Genomic DNA, 20,348 nt, shown 5'->3' with positions numbered 1-20,348 from the left:
GCACTCGAGTGCTCGGAAAGTCCAGGAGGACGCGGAAAAAGCGAACGGACCGCCTACGGCAGCTGCAGCGCCGAGTTCTTGAGGTCGGTGATCAGCATGTGGCCGGGTGCGTGGCCGATCGCGAGCGCCGGCTTGGACTGCATGACCGCCGCCTGCGGCGTCACGCCGCACGCCCAGAACACGGGGACCGTGCCCGCGGCGATCTGAACCGGATCACCGAAATCGGGGCGCGAGAGGTCTTCAATGCCGAGCGCCTCCGGGTCGCCCACGTGCACGGGCGCGCCGTGGACGGCAGGGTAGCGCGAGGTGATGCGCACGGCGTCGGCCACCTGGGAGGCGGGGATGGGGCGCATGGAGACCACGAGCGGGCCGGACATGGACCCGGCGGGCGCGCACGCGCGGTTGGTGCGGAACATCGGCACGTTGACGCCCTGTTCGATGTGGGCCACTGGCACGTCGCCCTCGCGCAGCGCCGCCTCGAAGGAGAAGGAGCAACCGAGGATGAACGTCACGAGGTCCTCGCGCCACACGGCGCCCAAGTCCGTGGGCGAGTCGACGAGCACGCCGTCCTCGTAGACGGTGTAGCGAGGCACGTCGGTGCGGATGTCGCCGCCGGCCAGGAGCTCGGAGCTCGTCTCGCCGGCGTCCAGGACGCCAAGCACGGGGCAGGCCTTGGGGTTGCGCTGGGCAAAAAGCAGCACGTCGAAGGCCTGAGCCTTCGGGACGATCAGCAGGTTGGCCTGGGCGTAGCCGTCGCTGTACCCGGCCGTCGGGGTGACGAGCCCCGCGCGGAAGAGCGCGCGGGCCTCGGCGGGGGAGAGGCGGCCGGGCGCCGCGGGGGCGGTGGGGGTGCCCGACGCCGCGGGGCCGGGCTGGGTGCCGTGGGTCATGGGTGCCTCACTTGAACAGAGCGGCGATGCCGCTGATGGACTGGACGGCCAGGAAGACGGTCAGGGCCCAGGCCAGGACGCCCACGATGAGCAACCACGCCGGGTACTTGTAGCCGTGGAGCAGATCGCGGCGGCGCCAGGCCGCGTAGAGCAGCACGCCGAAGCCGATCGGCAGGATGAGGCCGTTGAAGGCGCCGGCGAAGATCAGCAGGGTCTGCGGGGCCTTGCCGATGAGCAGGTAGATGACGGCGGAGACGGCGATGAACGCGATCGTGAGCCAGTTGCGGGTGCGCGGGGCCGTGGTCTGCTTCGTGACGAAGGAGATGGACGTGTAGGCTGCGCCGATCACCGAGGTGAGGGCGGCGGCCCAGAGCACCACGCCAAACATGCGCAGGCCGATGGTTCCGGCGGCCGCCTGGAAGGCCTCGGCCGCCTTGTTGTCGCTCGTGAGGGCCATGCCGCCGGCCACCACACCGAGGATCGCGAGGAAGAGCAGGACGCGCATGACGCCCGTGACGATGATGCCGAGGATCGAAGTCTTGGAGATCTCCTTGACCGCGTCCACGCCCTTGACGCCGGAGTCCAGCATGCGGTGGGCGCCGGCGTAGGTGATGTAGCCGCCCACCGTGCCGCCGATCAGCGTGGTGATGACGAGGAAGTCGATCTTCTCCGGCAGCACCGTGTTCTTGAGGGCCTCACCCACGGGCGGGGCGGAGACGATCGCCACGTAGAGCATGAGCAGGATCATGAGCGCGCCGAGCACCACCACGATGCGGTCGAGGGCCACGCCCGCCTTCTTGGAAACGAACACCAGGATGGCGATGAGCGCGGAGAGCGCGCCGCCGAGCTTGGGGTCGAGGCCCGTCATGGCGTTGAAGCCGAGACTCGTGCCGGCCACGTTGCCGATGTTGAAGACGAGGCCGCCCACAAAGACGAGCGCGGAGAGCACCCATCCAACGCCCGGGAGCACCTTGTTGCCGAGGTCCTGGGCGCGCAGGCCCGAGACGCCGATGACGCGCCACACGTTCAGCTGCACCGCGATGTCCACGAGGATCGAGACGAGGATCGCGAAGGCGAAGGCGGCGCCCAGCTTCACGGTGAACTCGCTGGTCTGGGTGATGAAGCCAGGGCCGATCGCGCTCGTGGACATGAGGAACATGGCTCCGAGAAGGGCGGTGCGGTGCGAGGCGCCCGGCTTCTTGGCTTCGGGGCCCGTCGAGGCCTTCGGGGTGGGTGCAGAGGACGTCATGGGAATCCTTGCGTCGGGTGAGCGGTGTCACAGGGTGATGTGAGGTGGACTCTATCGGTTGTTGAACAATCTGGGCAAGAAATTGTTGAACAACTTTGCGCTTAGCCGTCATGTCGCGGGATCCTGGCGGTCACAGGATCGGCACAGGGAGGCCACACAGCGTTCAACGGCCGGGCCGGTGAACTCTTCTCAAGAAGTTCTTCAGGAGGGACATCATGAACGAGCAGAACCAGCAGGGGCAGCCCCAGGACAACGGCACCGAGGCCCAGGCCGCGCCGGAGCAGGCGGCAGCGCAGAGCGCCGCCACGCAGCGCCTCGGCGCCGCGGCGCAGGCAGCCCCGGCGGAGTCGACCGCCTCGGGCACGGAGCCGGCCACCGAAGCAGTGCAACAGCCGAATGCCACGCAGCGCCTGGAGGCGACCCCCGGCGCCGAGGCCGCCGGCCCGGCCCAGCCGGGACCCGCCGCCGGCGACGCCGCCCGCCCCATGGCCCAGCCCATGGTGCTCCCCACCGGGCCCACACAGCGCATCGAACCGCAGCGCGTGATCGAGGAGCCGGCGCAGGCTGCCCCCTACCAGCAGCCCATCCAGGCCCCCACCGGCGCGGAGCCCGCGGCCCCGCAGGCCCAGGCGTACGCCCCCGCCGCCCAGGCGGCCCACGGCACCCAGTCCGAACACGCGCCGTCGGGCACCGCCTGGGGCCAGCAGGCCCCCTACGCGAACCCCTGGACCACGGCGCCGCAGGCGACGCCGGGCCAGCAGCAGTCGAACCCCTATGCCTACCCGCAGGCGTGGAGCCAGGCCGCCCCGGCGGCGAAGGCGCCCATGAGCCCGCGCAAGCGCAAGGCCCTGCGCTTCGGCGCCGCGGGCGCCGCGCTCGCCCTCGCCGTGACGCTCGGCGCCGTGCCCGGGTGGGCGTTTGGGCACCAGGCCGGCATCGAGCAGGGGCAGGCGCAGGCCGAGGCCCAGAACAACAACAATCCCTTTGGGAACTCGCAGAACGGAAACTCCCAGAACGGCAACGGCATCAGCCCCTTCGACGGCTCGCAGGACGGCCAGGGAAGCGACGGCTCCGACGGTTCAAACGGCACCGACGGCGGCGGCCGCTTCCAGCAGCTGCCCTACGGCGACTACGGCAACGGCTCCACCGACCAGGGGAACAACTCCTCCGTGGAGGAGGGCACCAAGCTGGATTCCGGCCTGGCTGGCCTGGTCATGATCGACACGACGCTCAACGGCGGCGAGGGCGCGGGCACGGGCATGATCCTGAGCTCGGACGGCTACGTTCTGACGAACTACCACGTGGTCGAGGCCTCCACGAAGGTGCAGGTCACCGACTCCACGACGGGCAAGAAGTACACCGCCACCGTGGTGGGCCGCGACTCCACACACGACGTCGCGCTGCTGAAGCTGGAGAACGCCTCCGGCCTGCAGACCGTCAAGACGGCCTCCGGCTCCGTCAGCAAGGGTGACACCGTCCACGCCGTGGGCAACGCCTCCGGCGAGGGGTACCTGCGCAAGCTCAGCGGTTCCGTCACGGCGACCCAGCAGTCCATCACCACGCAGTCGGAGCTAACCTCCGAGGGCGAGAAGCTCAGCAACCTCATCGAGACGGACGCCGATGTGGTGCCGGGCTACTCCGGCGGCGCGCTTGTCAACGACGCCGGCGAGGTGGTCGGCATGACCACCGCCGCGTCCTCCGGCAACACCTCCGCCACGGTGGATGGCTACGCGATCCCGATCTCCGAGGCGCTCTCGATCGCCGAGCAGATCAAGAACGGCCAGTCCTCCGACACCGTCCAGATCGGCCGCGGCGCCGCCCTGGGCATCTCGGTGCTCTCCTCCGACACCGGTCAGGTGGGTGGCGGTTACGGCGTGACCGTGCAGGAAATCATCGACGGCGGCGCCGTGGCGAAGTCGGGTCTGAAGGCCAACGACACGATCATCGGCCTGGACGGTCAGTCCGTGAAGTCGTACGCGGCGCTCAAGGAGATCCTGGCCGGGCACCAGCCGGGCGACAAGGTCGAGCTGACCTGGCTGAACTCCGACGGCGCACAGAAGTCGGCCACGGTCACGCTGGGCGAGTCCTCGGTGAACTAAGCCTCCCGGTCCGCGGCCGGAGTGTAGGCCGACCGCCCGGGCCGGGCGAACACAGCGACGCCGGGGCGTCTCCTTCTTGAGGGGAGACGACCCGGCGTCGCTGTGTTGTCTGGCTGGTGCGCGTCACTGCCCGACGGCGCCGGGCAGGGTGAGGCGGGCGCCTCGCCCGGGCGGGGCTCAGGCCGGGAGCGGCCGTGCGTAGATCGATTCCAGGGCCGGCTCGTCGAGCGGCTGGCCGGCGCCCGTGAGCGCCGCGCCGTTGGCGGCGATAACCACGCGCGTGCCCGGGCGCACGCCCCACTCCTCGAGGCGCTGCAGGATCGCCGGATCGTCGTCGTTGATGCGCAGCACCTGGTAGCTGCCCGGCGCCGCGTCGGCGAGGCGGCACGCGTCCTCCGGGTGAGGGACCGTCAAGTCCTCCCGCGGGATCGGATCCCCGTGGGGATCCGCGACCGGGTGCCCCAGGAGGGCATCGATGCGCTCCATGAAGCGGCGGGTCACGGCATGCTCAAGCCGCTCCGCGTCGTCGTGCACCTCATCCCAGCCGTATCCCAAGGTGTTGACGAGGAAGGTCTCGAGGAGGCGGTGACGGCGCACCATGACGAGGGCCAGGCGGCGGCCCTCCTCGGTGAGCTCGACCGGCTTGTATGGCGCGTAGATCAGCAGGCCCTGGCGCGCGAGGCGGCGCAGCGTCTCGGAGACGTTGGGGGCGCTCGTCTCGAAGCGCGCGGCGAGGGCCTTGGTGGTGATGGGCGGCTCGCCCCACTCGGTGGCGTTCCAGATCGCCTTGACGTAGTCCTGCGCCACGGGCGTGATGTCGTCGATCTCCACGGTGTTCAGGGTACCGGGGGTGCCCCGACGTGTCGGCAGTCACAGGTAGGGTGGCGCGGTGGAAACGAGCGAGACGGTGCCGAAGGACGAACGAGTGGGGCGGGTCCGGGGCGTGCGCACGCTCTTGCTGGCCGCCGGGCTCAGCGGACTCTCCTTCGGCATCCTGGGCGTGGCCAACGACCTCGTGGCCGTCCTGGCGCTCGGAGCCGGGACCGAGCAGATCGGCGCGCTGAACGCGATCGAGTCCGCGGCGTTCGTGCTGCTCTCGGTGCCCGTGGGTTGGTGGCTGGATCGGACCGATCGGCGGCGGGCGCTGCAGTGGACGCAGGTCCTAGCCACCCTGGCGCTGCTCTCCATTCCCGTCGCGTGGTTGTGCGGCGTCCTGACGTTCTGGCAGCTGGCCGGCACCTCGTTCCTCGTCGGCACCGCCGGCATGGTCTGGAACCTGGGTCTCGGCGCCTTGATTCCCGGGCTGACGGGCAAGGCGCGGGCCGCCGCGGCCTTTTCGCGCAAGCAAGCGGTGGAGACCTCGGCGGGGCTCGTGGCCCCCGGCCTGACCGGCCTGATGCTCATGGTGCTCGCCGCGCCGCTCGCCCTTTTCTTTGCCGCGGTGCTGGAGCTGTGTGCCGGATTGGTCTTGCGCTGGGTTCCGGCGCCTGGCGGTGAGGCCACAGACGGCCCAGAGCCCGACGGCGCGGGGCCGGGTTCGGCGTCCGAGCCCCGGCCGCGCTTCTGGGCCGGGGTGGGGGAGGGGCTCCGCTTTGTCCTGAAGACCAAGCCGCTGTTGGTCTCCACCCTGAACGCGGCCGTGCTCAACGCGGCGCTGGCCCTCTATGCCGCGGTGAGCACGGTCTACGAGGTGAGGGTGCTCGGCTTCACCCCGGCGATGATCGGCGCGGTGGGCGTGGCGATCGCCGCCGGCGGGCTGGCCGGCGCGGTGGCCGGCGGGTGGCTGCTCGAACGCTTCCGGCCCGTGCCGCTGTCCGCCGCCATGATCGCGGTGGCCGGGACGTCCACCGTCCTGGTGCCGCTGGCCTCGCTTCCCGCGCTGGCGGGCGGCGGGGCGTTCGCGCTGCTCCTGGTGCAGAGCCTGATCTGGAACTCCACCGTGGTGATCGCCAACGCCGGGCTCTACGGGGTGCTGGCCCAGCTCACGCCGGATCACCTGCTGGGTCGGGTGCAGTCGTTCCGCATGCTGGTGGCGATGGGGCCGCTACCGATGTTTGGTCTCGCGGGCGGCTTCCTCGGGGCTGCGCTGGGGATCCTCCCGACGCTGTGGATCTATGTGGGCCTGGCCCTGCTGGCCGCCCTGCTCACCACGATTCTGTGGCGGATGTCCGTGAAGGAGGGGTGGGGGCGCTAGCCGCGTTGTTGGGTGGCGTATCGCGCGGCAAAGAGGCCCTCATGAACTAACGAGGGCGGTGGCCTGGATCCCCGCGGGCGAGAAGCCGAGCGAGAGGGCGAGCCGGAAGGATGCGTCGTTGCCGCGGCGGCTGCGCCATTGCGGGACGAGCCCCTCCTCCAGGGCCGCGGAGACGGCCCGGGAGGCGGCCGCCGTGGCGTGCCCGCGGCGCCGGGATGCCGATGCGGACGCCACGCAGAAGTGCGCAACATCGGAGGACCAGCGGGAGAATCCCGCCGCCGCCAGGGCCTCGCCGGAGGGACCGGAAACCCACACCCGCTCGGCGTCGCAGAGGCCGCTTTCGGCCCACTCCTCCGCTGCGAGGTGATCGCGCAGCGACGAGACATCCGCGGGGCGGGCCGCTCGTGCATCGGTGCGGGGGTTGAGAGCGTGCCCGGCCGCTCCGAGAGTCAGCAGCTCGGCAGTGCCGAAAGGCGACGCCCCGCCGGGCAGGGCCACGGCCAGGAGGTCGGCGTCGAGCAGGGTGACGGGATCCAAGCGGCTCACCTGATCCGCCAGGTGCTCAGGAGCCACGGTGAGACCGACGCCGCCCACCCGGACCGAGACCACCGCATCGCTGCTCGCCCGGACGAGATGAATCCACTCGCCGGTGCTCCGGGGCGAAGGGGGCGCGCCCATCGCCGTGGCCCACGCCGCGAGCAAACGCGCGGACGAGTCAGTCAGAGGGTGAGTCGGGTCGTGTCCCATGCGCCGACGCTACCGGTCGGGCTCCCGCGGCAGTGGATGTGGTCCGCTTGTGGTTCTTTTCGGGGAGCCAATTGCGGACCACCTGAGCTAGGCGCGGACCACATGTGGCGGCTTGCCCGCGTGGCAACGTAGGGGGGCGCAGTAAGTCGTCGCGCGTGCGACGGCTCTCGCCATGACCGTTGCCTGCGCCGGGCGAACCGGGCGAGGTACAGCTAGGCCGTAAAGGTGAGCCACAGCAGCGCAGCATTCAGCGCCACGATGAGCGCCGCGCTCACCCAGATGGCTGTGCTCAGCACCCGGCCGTTGGCCAGAGGTCCCATCACCGCGCGTGAGGAGGTCAGCCTTGCCAGGGGGATCAGCGCAAACGGGATGCCCAGGGACAAGACCACCTGGCTCACCACCAGTGCCCACGTGGGATCGACGCCGAGCGCGATCACCACCAAGGCAGGGATGAGCGTGATGGCGCGCTGCAGCAGCAGTGGCAGACGCACCCGCAGGAGACCGGACATGATGGCCGCGCCGGCATAGGCGCCCACCGAGGTGGAGGCGAGACCGGAGGCCAACAAACCCAGTCCAAACGCCACGCCCACGGCCGGGCCCAGCGCCTCGGTGATGGCGGCGTGCGCACCTTCAATCGAGTCGGTCCCCTCGCGCCCGGCCAGCGCCGATGCGGCGAGGAGAAGCATGCCGATGTTCACCGAGCCGGCCACCACAAGCGAGACGATCACATCCAGGCGCGTGGCCCTGAGCAGGCGTGGCAGCATCTCGCGCCCGGCCTTGCCGTGTCGGTCGCGTGCGAGCGAGGAATGGACGTAGATCGCGTGCGGCATGACCGTCGCGCCGAGCATGGAGGCCGCGAGCAGTACGGTCTCCGCACCCTCGAATCGCGGCATCAGGCCACCAAAGGCAAGTCCCCAGTTGGGTGGCGAAAAGAAGAGTCCGGCGAGGAAGCCCACGGCGATGATGAGCAGCATCCCCATGATCACGAACTCGAAGGTGCGCTGTCCGCGCCGCGCCTGGAAGAGCAATAAGCCCAGCGAAACGGCCCCGACGATCAGCCCGCCGAGCAGCATGGGCACGCCGAAGAGCAGGTACAGCGCGATCGCCCCACCGACGACCTCGGCCAGATCGGTAGCGATCGCCACGATCTGCGCCTGTGCCCAGTAGAGCAGGCGCGCCGTGCGCGGAAGGCGCTCGCCGAGCAGCTCCGGGAGGCTCTTGCCCGTGACGAGGCCCAGCTTGGCGGAGAGGTACTGGATGAGGACCGCCATGACGTTGGCGACCACGAGCACCCACACCAGCAGGTAGCCGTAGCGGGCGCCGGCCGTGAGGTTCGCCGCAACATTGCCCGGGTCCACGTAGGCGACGGCGGCCACGAACGCCGGACCCAGGAGCGTCCAGAGGCGCCGTTCCGGGAGCCGGGGGGTACCGCCCGTGGGGGCAGTCCCTGCTCCGGTGCCCGACGGCGCGGGCTCACCTCCGCGCCCCGGCGCGTCTTGACGCGAGTTCTGGGGCCGGTTCCCCGGTGTGGGGATCGGGTGGTGTGTGGCGTGGGGGCCGCCGGACCGCTGAATCATGAGAGTTAAGTTACCTTAACTTTGATCCTCGTGGGCCAGCCGTGCCGCGTCGAGATGTGGTCCCGTCTGAAGGTTGTCGCGAAACCGTCGCAGAACCGTCGGGTGACGGGCGGAGCACCGGGAGGGGGCGGAGGGGTGGCGCTCCTAGCGTGGGTGGGACGGCCCACCGCGGGCCCCGGATCCCCCAGGAAGGCCACCGTGTCCCTGCGCGAGCGGCGTCGCGCCGCGCTCACCCTTGTCGTCGTTTTTGTTCTCGGCTGCGTCGCCATGGTGACCGCCGTCCAGCCCTCCGCAGTTCTCGCCGGGGAGCGCCCGCAGGGGAGCCCGGCTCCCGCCGCGGCGCCACTCGCCCCCACCGCCAAGCAGGCGGCGCCGCGCGCCGTCGACTGCCGCAACCTCAAGTGCGTGGCCCTCACATTCGACGACGGTCCGGGCCCGTACACGGCCGGCATCGTCAAAGCGTTGAAAGCGAAGGGCGCCAAGGCGACCTTTTTCATGCTCGGCTCGCAGGTCAAGGGACGGGAAGCCGCCGTCCGCGCCGTCAAGGCGGCCGGCATGGAGATCGGCAACCACAGCTTCAACCACCCGGACCTGAGCAAGCTGGGCGCGCGGGCCATCCGGTCACAGGTGGGACGCACGGACGCTGCCCTGGCCAAGGCCGGCGTCAAGGCCACCCTCTACCGGCCGCCGTACGGGGCCATGAGCCGCACGGTCCGGGCCTCCCTCGCGGACCGGCCGATCTCCCTGTGGGGCGTGGACACCCTCGACTGGCGCACGCGCAGCACCTCGGCGACACTGCGCGCGGCCAGCGCGGCCCCGCGTGGAGCCATCGTCCTGATGCACGACATTCACGGCTCCACCGCGAAAGCCGTCCCGGGGATCGTCTCCGCGCTCCAGGCCAAGGGGTACCATCTGGTGACGGTTTCCGAGCTGCTGCGGGCGCCCCAGCCCGGGAAGGTGTACACGGGTCGCTATGCGCGATGAACGCCACACCCTTCGGGGCCGAGCCCGCCGCGCCCGGCTCATCCCCGCCGCACTCCTGACGGGCGTGCTCGCGCTGGCGAGCGCCTGTGCCGGCCCCGATCCCAGCCTTCGCGTGGAGGGAACGGCCAGCCCCAGCAACATGGAGCTGGCGCTGCCTGCCACCGAGCCGTCGTCGGACTGGGCCACCCCCTTCAACGAGGAGCAGCTGCTCAAGGCCTTGCTCGGCATGAAGCTGTCGGCGCTTCCTGAGGCCGCGGAGGCCACGGAGGCACCCGCCCATACGCAGGGAGGGCAGGCCGCGGAACCGATCCGGCTGGGCCCCGGGCAGATCGAGGAGCTGCTGCGTCACTGCAACGGGCACTGCCTGCACATTTCGGCGCCGGCGGTGATCGAGGGGACGCGCCTGCAGCTGGTCTCCCTCACCTCCGCGGCGGACGGCTGGGGATACGTCGCCTTCGCGGTGGCCGACGAGGGTGGCAAGCCCGTCGTGAAGCTCATGGTTAAGGGGGACGACGTGGTCCTCCAGCCCGGTCGCGGCGGGACGCTGGTGGCCCAGGAATCGATGTACCTGGACGATGAACCACTGTGCTGCCCCTCGGGGTGGTCCATGCGCGTCTTTCGCTGGGATGGCGAGCGGTTCGTGGGCGGCAAGCGGATTCAAGGCGTGAGGACCACCCCGAGCGGGGAGAGCGGGGAGGGGCAGTGATCGGCGAAGGACAGGCGCGCCTTCACGTGGTGCACGTGGAGGACGACGACGTCATCCGGGAGGCCACCGCCCTCGGCCTCGAACGCATCGGCTACGACGTCCACGGCGAGGCGGACGGCCTCGAAGGGCTCGAATACCTGCGCACCCACCCCGCGGACGTGGTGCTCCTGGACGTGATGCTCCCCGGCATCAGCGGCGCCGCCCTCTGCCGGCGGCTGCGCGAGTTTTCCCGGGTGCCCGTGATCATGCTTTCAGCCCGCCACGACAATGTGGACGTGGTGGCGGGGTTGGACGCCGGCGCGGACGATTACGTCGCCAAACCCGTGTCTCTCGATGTCCTCGACGCCCGGATTAGGGCGTTGCTGCGCCGCAGCGGGGCCACGACGGGGCGGGCAGAAGGGCCGGACACCCTGGCTTCCGGCGGCGTCGGCGGAGCGGACATCGCTGCCCAGGGGACCTCAACAGCGGAGGCCATTGGCCCCGACCTGCTGATGGACCGCGAAGCGCTCCAGCTGACCCTCAGGGGGGAACCGATCCACCTGACCCCCACGGAGTGGCGGCTGCTGATCCTCTTGGTGCAGGAGCGCGGGCGGCTCGTGACACGCGAGCACCTCTTGCGCGAGGCGTGGGAGGACGCGTGGGCTGGCGACACCCGCCTGGTTGACGTGCACGTGCAGCGCCTGCGCCGCAAGGTCGGAGGGGAACGCATCACGACGGTGCGCGGCTTTGGGTACCGCTGGCATGACTGACAGCGTCCTTGGGGCGGCGCACCAGCGCGGAGAGGGCAGCGGCTCGGATGGGCACCGGCTCCGCGTCAGACTCGTGGCGTTGACGGTGCTGAGCGTGCTCGTGGCGGTCGCGTTTCTCGGCGTTTTGGTGCACGTGCTCGTGGCAGGTGCCGAGGACCGCAGGCTCCGGGATGCGGCGGTGGATCAGCTCAACGAGGCGCTGACCGTCATGTCAGAGACGGGCGTGAACGCCTTTAACTCCTCGATCGACGACCCGGGACTGCCGCGGGATGTGGCGGACGCGGCCCGGGCGGGCGAGGTGGTGACGCGGCGACACAGCGTGCAAGGGCACGACGTCGTGACGGCGGCGAGCCCGATCTCCGCCGCACCGAACTCCACGTCCGTCCTCTCCGTCAACGTTTCCGCCGAGCCGTCCGAGGAGTTGATCAGGCAGCTCGACCGCGCCTTGCTGATCGCGGGCGCGGCCAGCACCGTGGTGATGACCGCCCTCGCGGCGTTCGTGACCACGCGGCTGACCCGCCGGCTGGCGCGGGCCGCCTCCGCCGCCCGCGCCCTGCCGGCGCGCATCGCCGAGGGCGGCTCCGTCCCGGGGATCGCCGAGGCCATCGGGGCCGGGCGGGCCAAACCGGACGAGGTGGATCGTTTGGTCGAGGCCGTCGACACCATGGCAGGCACGCTGCGCGCCCGACTGGAGACCGAGCAGCGTTTCACTGCGGACCTGGCCCACGAGCTGCGGACCCCGCTGACGGGCTTGGTCCTCGCGGCCTCGCTGCTCGACGACGAGCGCCCGGCCCAGCTGGTGCGCGAGCGCACCGAGCGGCTGCGTGTGCTCGTGGAGGACCTGCTGGAGGTCTCGCGCTTCGAGGCCGGGGCGGACACCGCCGAGCTGGAACCCACCGATCTGCTCCGCGCCGTCCGCTCGTCCGTGCATCGCGCCCGCGAGGAGGGTGTTCCGTGGGCCGAGACCGTCACGGTCGAGGACCGCGGAGGGGAGTGGGCCCTGCTGGAACAGCGCAGGCTGGATCGCATCGTGTCGAATCTCATCAAGAACGCGGCGGCGCACGGAGCCCTGCCGCTGCACGTGTGGGTCGAGGGCACCAGCGTGGTGGTCGAAGACGAGGGGCCAGGCTTCCCGGCCGAGATTCTTGCGGCGGGGCCCAGTCGGTTCGTGACCAAGGGAGGCGGCTGGGGCCTTGGGCTCACGATCGCCCGCGGTCAGAGCAGGGTGCAGGGCGCGCGCTTCGAGCTGGGCACGGGAGCCGCCGGCGGGGCCAGGGTGCGCCTGCGTTTTGCAGCGGCGGACGAGCCGGTTCGTCCGGAGGGCCCGCGGGCTCAGGCCGGGTCGGTCGCCTGAACCTCCGCCGCGGCGGCCTGCAGCCCCGCGGCGGGGTCGTCCAGAAACGTCTGCGACGGCACAAAAAACAGGCCTCCCGTGTGTGCCGTGGAGAAGTCCAAGAGGCGGTCGTGGGCGGCGCCGTCTGCACCCGTGAACATGCGCTCCAGCATCAGTTCGGTGGTGCTCACATCAGCCGCGTAACCAATGAAGTACGTGCCAAAGGTGCCGTCCTTGAGGGAGCCGAAGGGCATGTTGTCGCGCAGGATCTTGCGCTCGCGGCCGTCCGCGTCCTCCACCACGTTCAACACGATGTGCGCATCCGGGGCCTTCGCCTCGTCGGGGAGCTCGAGGTCCTCCAGCTTGGTGCGCCCGACGGCGGCCTCTTGGGCTTCGACGCTGAGCCCCCTCCACGCCGACAGGTCGTGGGTGTAGCGCTGCACCACAACGTAGCTGGAGCCGGGGAAGGGATCGTTTGCCCCTGTGAGCGCGGCAGCCTCGGCGACGGCGCCGGCGGGGTTCTCAGTGCCGTCCACGAAGCCGAGCAGATCGCGCTCGTCGAAGTACCGGAAGCCGTGCACCTCGTCCTCCACCGCGGCGAGCCCCGCGAACGCGTCCGCGATGCGGTGCGCCAGCTCGAAGCACAGGTCCTGGCGCCGGGCCCGGAGATGAAACAGCAGGTCTCCGGGGGTGGCCGGAGCGCTGTGTTTGGCGCCGCGGACGGCACGGAACGGGTGCAATTGCCCGGGCTTGGGCGTGCCGTAGGCCGCGTCCCAGAAGTCGGAGCCCATGCCGATGACGCAGCTTAGGGATAGCTCGGGGCGCGAAACCCCACGCTGCGCACGAGCCCGGGGACATCGCCCAAGAGCTCGGCCGCGGCGCGCGTACGGCCAGGGTTCACTCGCATGACCAAGAACACCGCGGCCTCGGTCAGGGGACCGGTCACCTGCTGGGGAATGACTGCGGCGGGATGTGGGGCGTTCATGATGTCTCCTCGCGTTGTGTGGTCCACGGTCATGCTGACGCGCGGCGGGGACGAGGTCAACGGCGGCCCGTAGATGAGGCGCGTCACGCGCGTTTCGGACCGCGGCACCCCGGTGGGAGGATGGAGGGTGGACCGCCGCGCGGCCCACCCCAGCACACACCACGCAATGAGGACGGCATGAGCGAGAACATCGAGGGCCTGCACGGCATCGATCCCGAAGCCATCGACCCGGAAAACTTCGACGCCGCCGCGGCGGCCCGCGCCGCCGGCGAGGGCGCCCGCCTCATGCAGTCCTTCGTCCGCCAGGACCAGGACCCGAGCGTCAAGAACGATCTCGCCGTGGTCTCCGATTTCCTCGGCACCGAGCTGTTTGTGCCGGTGCTTGCCCCGCGTGTGGGCGAAGAGGCCCCACAGTTCGCCGCGTTCAAGGCCGGCAACGACACGGTGCTCGGCGTGAGCCTGCGCGAGCAGGACGCCATCCACGTGCACCGCACCATCGCCGAGTCCGAGGGCCGCGCCGACGACGCCCTGGGCGACCCGATCACCATCAAGCTGCTCGGTTCGGAGCTCGTGGAGCTCGCCTTCAACAACACGACCTTTGCGGCCACCGGCATCGACACCATCTCGGTGGACCCGCTGGGCCTGGGTATCGCCTTCCGCCGCGACGACGCGCTCCTGGACTACCCGCTGCGCTCCGGCGCGCTGCGCCGCGCGGTGCACCAGGGCAAGGAGGCCGTCCTGACGCAGCTCCTGACCGACGGTGCCACGGGCGTGTACATGTTCCAGCCGGACGGCGAGCCGCAGCCCATGCTCCTGCGCCGCCCCAGCGACGGCGCGCAGGTCTTCCCGCTCTTCTCCTCCTCGATCGAGGTCTTCCGCTTCTCCGACAAGTTCGCCACGGCCGAGCTGACGGGGGAGTGGCTGCGCGGGGCGATGCCCGCCGGCATGCACCTCGTGGTGGACCCCGCCGGCGGCGACGCGATCGAGTTCAGCCCCGAGGAACTCGAGGCGGCGGGCTTCCGCACGCAGGCCTGATCAAGAACCCAGAGCACGACGGCGGCGCGGCACCTTTCGGTGCCGCGCCGCCGTTGTCGTGTGGTGGGCTCAGGCGAAGAGCACCAGGGCGTAGATCCCGAAGAGGGCCAGGTGCGCCGCACCGTGCATGGCCGTGACCTTCTTGCCGCCGAACGTCGCGACGGAGAGCAGGAGGCTCACGCCGAGCAGCAGGAGGTTGGCAGGGGTCTCGGCGAAGACCACGTGCTGACCCGTGAGCAGGCTGATCACGAGCACCGCGGGGATCGTCAGGCCGACCGTGGAGACGAGCGCGCCGTGGCAGAGGTTGGAGACGCGCTGGATCTCGCCTGCCAGGGCGGCGCGGACCGAGGTGATGGACTCGGGCAGGAAGACGATGAGCGCAATGAGCACGCCGGAGAGCGCCACCGGCGCACCCAGGCGGGCCAGGCCCTCGTCGAGCAGGGCCGCCATGTCGTGCGAAAGCAGGACGATGGGGAGCACCGTGGCGACGAGCAGCGCGAGGCGGCCGAGGATCTCGCCCAGATGCTCACGGAACGTCACGGCGAAAGGCGTGCGGGCGCCGTCGTGCCCCTGCTCCTGCGCCGCCAGGCGCGGGTCCACCTCGCGGAAGTCGTCGGCCTGCGCGCCCATCTGGCGCCAGAGGAAGAAGCCGTAGAGGAGCACCGTGATCGTGATGACGGGGATCTCCTGCGCCGGCGTGTAGGCGCCGTCGGTGCCGATGAGGCCGGGGAGGCCGAACGCCAGGGCGCTCAGCAGGATGAGCAGGCCCAGGTACGCCGAAGTGCCGGTGCGGTTGTGGGCCATCCCGCCGTGCTTGAGCCCTCCGATCAGCAGCGAGGCGCCGATCACCAGGTTCAGGATGATCATGGAGACGGCCATGACGGAGTCGCGCGCGATGGTGGTGTGCTCGCCGGGGCCGAGGAGGACGGCGGCGATGAGGACCACCTCGATCAGCACGATGCTGAGGGTGAGGACCAAAGTGCCGTAGGGGTCGCCGAGGCGCATGGCGAGGTGCTCGGCCTCGTGGACCACGCCGAACGCGCACACGAGGATCACCGCGACGATGCCGGCCAGGAGCAGCGCGAGCGCGGGGCCGGGGAGGTGGCCGTGCAGGGCCGGGCCCGCGGCGATGAGCGCCGCGAAGGCGCCCCAACCGAGGGCCAGGCGCGCGAGGCCCGCCTTGGTGAGCAGGGGTTTCAGGGTGGAAGCGAGGGCGTTCATGCCGGCTCCTGTGCTGCGGGGCCGTCCCCAAGTGCTTCGCGGCCGTCTGGTCGTCCGGGGGCCGTGCGCGGCGTGAGCGCCGCTGATGCTTCCAAGGATAGCAAGGGCTCGACGGCGGGTGGCCGGGTGGTGGTGAAGGGCACCTAGAAGATGGCCCGCACCCAGCGCCGCAGGACGGGATAGAGCGTGCTCGGGTGGTTTCCCACGGCGGGGTCCCAGAACTGGGCGTTGGCCTGCTCTCAAAAGGCCTGGATTGAGAGATGCGGCGGTGGATGGATCAACCAGTCGTAGGCGACGATGTCGGGGACCTCAGGGGCTCCGGCTTCCGCAAGATATTCGTTGATGGACTCCGTGATGATGGCCTCGTCCTCGGCGGTGAGGGTGAAGGGTCGTTTCCCTGCCGCGTCCTCGATCTCCCCGATGCGCGGTTCAAGATGGCGTGTGCACGCGACGTGATCGCCGTGGCCCTCGGCGATGAGCGAGGCGGCGACCAGCAGGCCCCAGCCGATTTCGGGAACGAGGCCCCAGCCTTCCGGCCGATGGGGCAGCTCGCGGACGGCCCAGAAGCTGGAAGCATCGCCGGGTGTCGACATGGAGGGCCTCCTTTGGCGTCATGGCGGCCGCGGCATAACTCGCTCTTGCCCGCGGTTCGTGGCGAAGCCTAGATTGTCTGAACCGGGCGACACCAGCCACCACCTTGGAGGGGGAAGCATGTCTGAGAACTACGCCGACGTCACTGCGGCAGGGCGGCCAGCGGCCAGCGGCCAGCCGCGCCGCCACCAGCGAGCCGACCGTTGACCGGCTCTTCACCGTCCCCGGCACGGGGCTCGTCATTGCCGGGTGGATCGTGACGATCATTGCCGTGGTGCTGGCGGCCTTCCTGCTACTCGCCTCCGCACAGAACGACGAGCCGCTCCCGTTCCATCGCCTGATCCTGACGGCGATCCTGGGTGGCTTCGGCCTGTTCATCGTGCTCATCGGCCAGCTCCAGCGCATGACCTCGGTTCTCGCCGGCCGCCACCAGGAGCCTGCGCCGCCTACCCCATGAGGGTGGACCGGATGAGGAAGCGCTTGCCCTCAGGCGCCTCCAGCGAGAAGCCGGAACCGCGCCCGTTGACGAGGTCCACGGTCAGGAGCGTGTGCTCCCAGTAGGCAAACTGCTCGGCGCTCATCCAGAAGCCGATCTCGCCGCGCCCGGGGAGTTCAAACACGCCGAGCAGCACGTCGGCGTCGGAGGTGATGAAGTCCCCCTCGGGGAAGCACATGGGGGCCGAACCGTCGCAGCAGCCGCCGGACTGGTGGAACATCAGCGCGCCGTTGCGGTCCCATAGCTTCTCGAGCATCTCCAGCGCGGGCGCGGTCAGCGCGACCCGGGAGAAATCCTCCCCGGGCCGCGCCGGCCGTGCTTGCAGGACTGCGTCCATCAGTACTTGATCACCACTCGTCCGTCGATCTTGCCGCGCTCCATCTCGCCGAAGATCTCGTTGATCTCGCCGAGCTCCCGGGTGTGGAAGGTCGGGTGGATCTTGCCGACTGCGTAGAACTCCAGGGCCTCCTCGAGGTCCTGACGGGTGCCGACGATCGAACCACGGATGGTCAGGCCCTTCAAGACCGTCTCGAAGATCGGGGCCGGGAAGTCTCCCGGGGGCAGGCCGTTGAAGACGATGGTGCCGCCGCGGCGGGTCATGCCGATCGCCTGGCCGAACGCCGCCGGGTGCACGGCCGTCACGAGCACGCCGTGCGTGCCGCCGGTCGCGGCCTGGATGGCCTCGATCGGGTCCTCGTTGGCGGCGTTCACGGTCACCTCGGCGCCGTGCTTGCGCGCCAGCTCCAGTTTCTCGTCCGCCACGTCCACGGCGGCGACGCGCATGCCCATCGCCACGGCGTACTGCACGGCGATGTGGCCCAGACCGCCGATGCCGGAGATGACGACCCACTGGCCCGGCTTCACCTCGGTCTGCTTGAGGCCCTTGTAGACGGTCACGCCGGCGCACAGCACGGGCGCCACCTCGTACGGATCAGAGCCGGCGGGGATGCGGGCGGCGTAGCGGGCGTCAACGAGCATGTACTCGCCGAAGCTGCCGTCAACGGAGTAGCCGCCGTTGACCTGGGACTCGCACAGGGTCTCCCAGCCGGTGCGGCAGTACTGGCAATCGCCACACGCGCTCCACAGCCACGCGTTGCCGATCAGATCGCCGACCTTGATGTCGTCCACGCCGGCGCCGATCGCGACGGCCTCGCCGACGCCCTCGTGGCCGGGGATGAGCGGGAGAACGGGCTTGACCGGCCAGTCGCCGTGGGCGGCGTGCAGATCGGTGTGGCACACGCCGGAGGCGATGTTCCTGACGAGCACCTGGCCGGGGCCGGGCTGCGGAACGTCGCGCTCGGCGACGTCGAGGGGTGCGCCGAACGTCGTGACGACGGCGGCCTGCATGGTCGTGGGGGTCTGCTCCGAGGTGGTCTCGAGCTGGGTCTGCGTCATGGTCACTCCTAGAAGAATTGCGGGCTTGTAGGACTTCGGTGACCGCTTCCGGGGCGAGGCGAGCGGGGACGCCGGGCGGGCCGCAGGGGCCCTCAATCAGGGAGTTCAGTCGGGGGCGCCTGAGGCGCCCCATCCGGGGCCTGGTGCCCGACGGCGGGTGGGGGCACCCGCCGTCGGGCACCTCCCGCGCTGGGTGCGCGGGAGGCTACCGCTTCCTCCTGACCGGCCCCGGTCTTTCGGGAGGAGGCGGGGTCTTGTTTAGAAGAAGCCGAGCTTGTCCTCCGAGTAGGAGACCAGCAGGTTCTTGGTCTGCTGGTAGTGCTCGAGCATCATCAGGTGGGTCTCGCGGCCGATGCCGGAGGACTTGTAGCCGCCGAACGCAGCGTGCGCGGGGTACGCGTGGTAGTTGTTCACCCACACGCGGCCGGCCTGGATGTCGCGGCCGGCGCGGTAGGCGACGTTGCCGTTGCGGGACCAGACGCCGGCGCCGAGGCCGTAGAGGGTGTCGTTGGCGAGCGAGAGCGCGTTGTCGTAGTCGGAGAACTTGGTGACCGCCACGACGGGACCGAAGATCTCCTCCTGGAAGATGCGCATGTTGTTGGTGCCCTCGAAGATGGTCGGCTGCACGTAGAAGCCGCCGGCCAGGTCGCCCTCGAGCTGCGCGCGGCCGCCGCCCGTGAGGACCTTGGCGCCCTCCTGCTTGCCGATGTCGATGTAGGAGAGGATCTTCTCCAGCTGGTCGTTGGAGGCCTGGGCGCCGATCTGGGTGTCGGTGTCGAGGGGGTTGCCCTGGATGATCTTCTTGGTGCGCTCCACGACGTCGCCGAGGAAACGGTCGTAGATGCTCTCCTGGATCAGCGCGCGGGACGGGCAGGTGCAGACCTCGCCCTGGTTGAGCGCGAAGAGGGTGAAGCCCTCCTGCGCCTTGTCGTAGAAGGCGTCGTCCTTCTCCGCGATGTCGGCGAAGAACAGGTTGGGGGACTTGCCGCCGAGCTCCAGCGTGACCGGGATGAGGTTGTTGGAGGCGTACTGCATGATCAGGCGGCCCGTGGTGGTCTCGCCCGTGAAGGCGATCTTGCGGATGCGCGGGCTCGAGGCCAGGGGCTTGCCTGCCTCGACGCCGAAGCCGTTGACGACGTTGAGCACGCCCGGGGGCAGCAGGTCGCCGATGAGCTCCATCAGCACCATGATGCTGGCGGGGGTCTGCTCGGCGGGCTTCAGGACCACGGCGTTGCCGGCGGCGAGGGCCGGGGCGAGCTTCCACGTGGCCATGAGCAGCGGGAAGTTCCAGGGGATGATCTGGCCGACCACGCCGAGGGGCTCGTGGTAGTGGTACGCCGTGGTGTTGTCGTCGATCTGGGAGAGACGACCCTCCTGGGCGCGGATGGCACCGGCGTAGTAGCGGTAGTGATCGATCGCGAGCGGGATGTCCGCGGCGAGCGTCTCGCGGACCGGCTTGCCGTTGTCCCACGTCTCCGCGACGGCGATGAGCTCCAGGTTCGCCTCCATGCGGTCGGCGATGTTCAGGAGGATCTGCGCGCGCTCGGCGGGGGAGGTCTTGCCCCAGGCGGGGGCTGCGGCGTGAGCGGCGTCGAGGGCCTTCTCGATGTCCTCGGCGGTGGAACGGGCCACCTCGGTGAAGACCTTGCCCGTCACGGGGGTGACGTTCTCGAAGTACTCGCCCTTGACCGGCGGCACCCACTCGCCGCCGATGTAGTTGTCATAGCGGGGCTTGAAGCTGACCTTCGAGCCTTCCTGGCCCGGCTGCGCGTAGACGGTCACGTCGCACTCCTTTGTGTCGTGTTACCCCGCTGAGTCGAGGTGATGTGGATCACACTAGATTTGGGTGCGTTGCAGTCGCGTTGCAGTCGCGTTGCAGGGAGGAACTTCCGCGAGTTTCCGGGGGAATACGAGTGTGATGACAGTTTGCTGTCCTCGACATGTCACGTTGCCATCACGGTGTTTGATAACGGCTAGCTGTATTGCCCCGGCAGGTTAGGTACGTCTTCGGCGGGGCGGCGTGACATGAGGAAGACCTCCGGGTGAGGTGTGGAGCTATCTAGGATCCAGCTCTCACCACGGAGGTCTTCATGCCCC

General features: G+C 70.1%; 20 protein-coding genes. 8 read left to right on the top strand and 12 right to left on the bottom strand.

The genetic code is table 11. The features are described 5' to 3' along the window. Positions 1 to 53: 53 nt before the first annotated feature. On the bottom strand, positions 54 to 890 hold the full coding sequence (locus DWB68_RS08245) for a putative hydro-lyase (RefSeq protein WP_119424664.1): 837 nt from the start codon (positions 888 to 890) through the stop codon (positions 54 to 56). A gap of 7 nt (positions 891 to 897) precedes the next feature. Beyond that, positions 898 to 2,139, bottom strand: coding sequence for an NRAMP family divalent metal transporter (locus tag DWB68_RS08240; protein ID WP_119424663.1), 1,242 nt, complete (start codon positions 2,137 to 2,139; stop codon positions 898 to 900). Positions 2,140 to 2,354: 215 nt separating this feature from the next. Between DWB68_RS08240 and DWB68_RS08235 the strand changes: the two genes are divergently transcribed. After that, the gene (locus DWB68_RS08235; protein WP_119424662.1) at positions 2,355 to 4,238 is read left to right on the top strand and encodes a S1C family serine protease; all 1,884 of its coding nucleotides are present in this window, start codon (positions 2,355 to 2,357) and stop codon (positions 4,236 to 4,238) included. Positions 4,239 to 4,415: 177 nt separating this feature from the next. Here DWB68_RS08235 and DWB68_RS17150 read toward each other — a convergent pair whose 3' ends face one another. Then, entirely contained in the window at positions 4,416 to 5,069 is a 654-nt protein-coding gene (locus tag DWB68_RS17150) for a metal-dependent transcriptional regulator (RefSeq protein ID WP_119424661.1), read from the bottom strand. A 58-nt stretch (positions 5,070 to 5,127) separates the two neighbouring features. Between DWB68_RS17150 and DWB68_RS08225 the strand changes: the two genes are divergently transcribed. Continuing rightward, positions 5,128 to 6,432 (top strand): MFS transporter, encoded by a 1,305-nt coding sequence (locus tag DWB68_RS08225; RefSeq protein ID WP_119424660.1) that lies wholly within the window; start codon positions 5,128 to 5,130, stop codon positions 6,430 to 6,432. A 39-nt stretch (positions 6,433 to 6,471) separates the two neighbouring features. Here the strand turns inward: DWB68_RS08225 and DWB68_RS08220 are convergent, their stop codons facing one another. Continuing rightward, positions 6,472 to 7,005 carry a GNAT family N-acetyltransferase gene (locus DWB68_RS08220; RefSeq protein WP_158588257.1) on the bottom strand — a complete coding sequence of 178 codons (534 nt, stop codon included), beginning with the start codon at positions 7,003 to 7,005 and terminating at the stop codon, positions 6,472 to 6,474. Between the two features lie 386 nt (positions 7,006 to 7,391). Continuing rightward, positions 7,392 to 8,570 (bottom strand): Nramp family divalent metal transporter, encoded by a 1,179-nt coding sequence (locus DWB68_RS08215; protein ID WP_233548688.1) that lies wholly within the window; start codon positions 8,568 to 8,570, stop codon positions 7,392 to 7,394. A gap of 384 nt (positions 8,571 to 8,954) precedes the next feature. Here DWB68_RS08215 and DWB68_RS08210 point away from each other — a divergent pair, with 384 nt between their 5' ends. From DWB68_RS08210 to DWB68_RS08195, 4 genes are read left to right on the top strand one after another with little or no spacing between them, the layout of a single operon-like run. Further along, positions 8,955 to 9,740 (top strand): polysaccharide deacetylase family protein, encoded by a 786-nt coding sequence (locus tag DWB68_RS08210; RefSeq protein ID WP_199700415.1) that lies wholly within the window; start codon positions 8,955 to 8,957, stop codon positions 9,738 to 9,740. Further along, positions 9,730 to 10,446, top strand: coding sequence for a hypothetical protein (locus tag DWB68_RS08205; protein WP_119424657.1), 717 nt, complete (start codon positions 9,730 to 9,732; stop codon positions 10,444 to 10,446). Before DWB68_RS08210 ends, DWB68_RS08205 begins: the two co-directional genes overlap by 11 nt. Further along, positions 10,443 to 11,195: a response regulator transcription factor gene (locus DWB68_RS08200; protein ID WP_233548685.1), complete on the top strand. Its 753-nt coding sequence runs from the start codon at positions 10,443 to 10,445 to the stop codon at positions 11,193 to 11,195. The genes DWB68_RS08205 and DWB68_RS08200 overlap by 4 nt, the downstream gene beginning before the upstream one ends. Further along, positions 11,188 to 12,549, top strand: a complete 1,362-nt coding sequence (locus DWB68_RS08195) for a sensor histidine kinase (protein ID WP_119424656.1) — start codon at positions 11,188 to 11,190, stop codon at positions 12,547 to 12,549. The genes DWB68_RS08200 and DWB68_RS08195 overlap by 8 nt, the downstream gene beginning before the upstream one ends. Here the strand turns inward: DWB68_RS08195 and DWB68_RS08190 are convergent. Together DWB68_RS08190 and DWB68_RS16415 are read right to left on the bottom strand one after the other, a co-directional pair. Continuing rightward, positions 12,528 to 13,319, bottom strand: coding sequence for a Dyp-type peroxidase (locus DWB68_RS08190; RefSeq protein WP_199700414.1), 792 nt, complete (start codon positions 13,317 to 13,319; stop codon positions 12,528 to 12,530). The two genes, DWB68_RS08195 and DWB68_RS08190, sit on opposite strands and share 22 nt — an antisense overlap. A 14-nt stretch (positions 13,320 to 13,333) precedes the next feature. Further along, a complete protein-coding gene (locus DWB68_RS16415) occupies positions 13,334 to 13,513 on the bottom strand; it encodes a hypothetical protein (protein WP_199700413.1) in 180 nt (59 codons plus the stop codon). A 177-nt stretch (positions 13,514 to 13,690) separates the two neighbouring features. Here DWB68_RS16415 and DWB68_RS08185 point away from each other — a divergent pair, with 177 nt between their 5' ends. After that, a complete protein-coding gene (locus DWB68_RS08185; protein ID WP_158588256.1) occupies positions 13,691 to 14,548 on the top strand; it encodes an SseB family protein in 858 nt (285 codons plus the stop codon). Positions 14,549 to 14,617: 69 nt separating this feature from the next. Here the strand turns inward: DWB68_RS08185 and DWB68_RS08180 are convergent, their stop codons facing one another. Then, complete coding sequence (locus DWB68_RS08180) at positions 14,618 to 15,769, bottom strand: calcium:proton antiporter (protein WP_119424654.1); 1,152 nt, start codon at positions 15,767 to 15,769, stop codon at positions 14,618 to 14,620. 239 nt (positions 15,770 to 16,008) lie between these two features. Continuing rightward, positions 16,009 to 16,362 (bottom strand): DUF5956 family protein, encoded by a 354-nt coding sequence (locus tag DWB68_RS08175; protein WP_119424653.1) that lies wholly within the window; start codon positions 16,360 to 16,362, stop codon positions 16,009 to 16,011. 254 nt (positions 16,363 to 16,616) lie between these two features. Here DWB68_RS08175 and DWB68_RS08170 point away from each other — a divergent pair, with 254 nt between their 5' ends. Beyond that, a complete protein-coding gene (locus tag DWB68_RS08170; RefSeq protein WP_119424652.1) occupies positions 16,617 to 16,817 on the top strand; it encodes a hypothetical protein in 201 nt (66 codons plus the stop codon). Here the strand turns inward: DWB68_RS08170 and DWB68_RS08165 are convergent. The 3 genes from DWB68_RS08165 to adh form a co-directional block, all read right to left on the bottom strand. Beyond that, complete coding sequence (locus DWB68_RS08165) at positions 16,807 to 17,193, bottom strand: DUF779 domain-containing protein (protein ID WP_119424651.1); 387 nt, start codon at positions 17,191 to 17,193, stop codon at positions 16,807 to 16,809. The two genes, DWB68_RS08170 and DWB68_RS08165, sit on opposite strands and share 11 nt — an antisense overlap. Beyond that, positions 17,193 to 18,203 (bottom strand): alcohol dehydrogenase AdhP, encoded by a 1,011-nt coding sequence (adhP, locus tag DWB68_RS08160; protein WP_119424722.1) that lies wholly within the window; start codon positions 18,201 to 18,203, stop codon positions 17,193 to 17,195. Before adhP ends, DWB68_RS08165 begins: the two co-directional genes overlap by 1 nt. A gap of 306 nt (positions 18,204 to 18,509) precedes the next feature. Next, entirely contained in the window at positions 18,510 to 20,033 is a 1,524-nt protein-coding gene (adh, locus tag DWB68_RS08155; protein ID WP_119424650.1) for an aldehyde dehydrogenase, read from the bottom strand. Between the last annotated feature and the right edge of the window lie 315 nt (positions 20,034 to 20,348).

Origin of the sequence: Galactobacter valiniphilus (assembly GCF_003575975.1) — a bacterium.
Classification (GTDB): Bacteria; Actinomycetota; Actinomycetes; order Actinomycetales; family Micrococcaceae; genus Galactobacter; species Galactobacter valiniphilus.
Note: the sequence above shows the minus strand (reverse complement) of the source record. Positions and strands in the feature narration are given on the sequence as shown.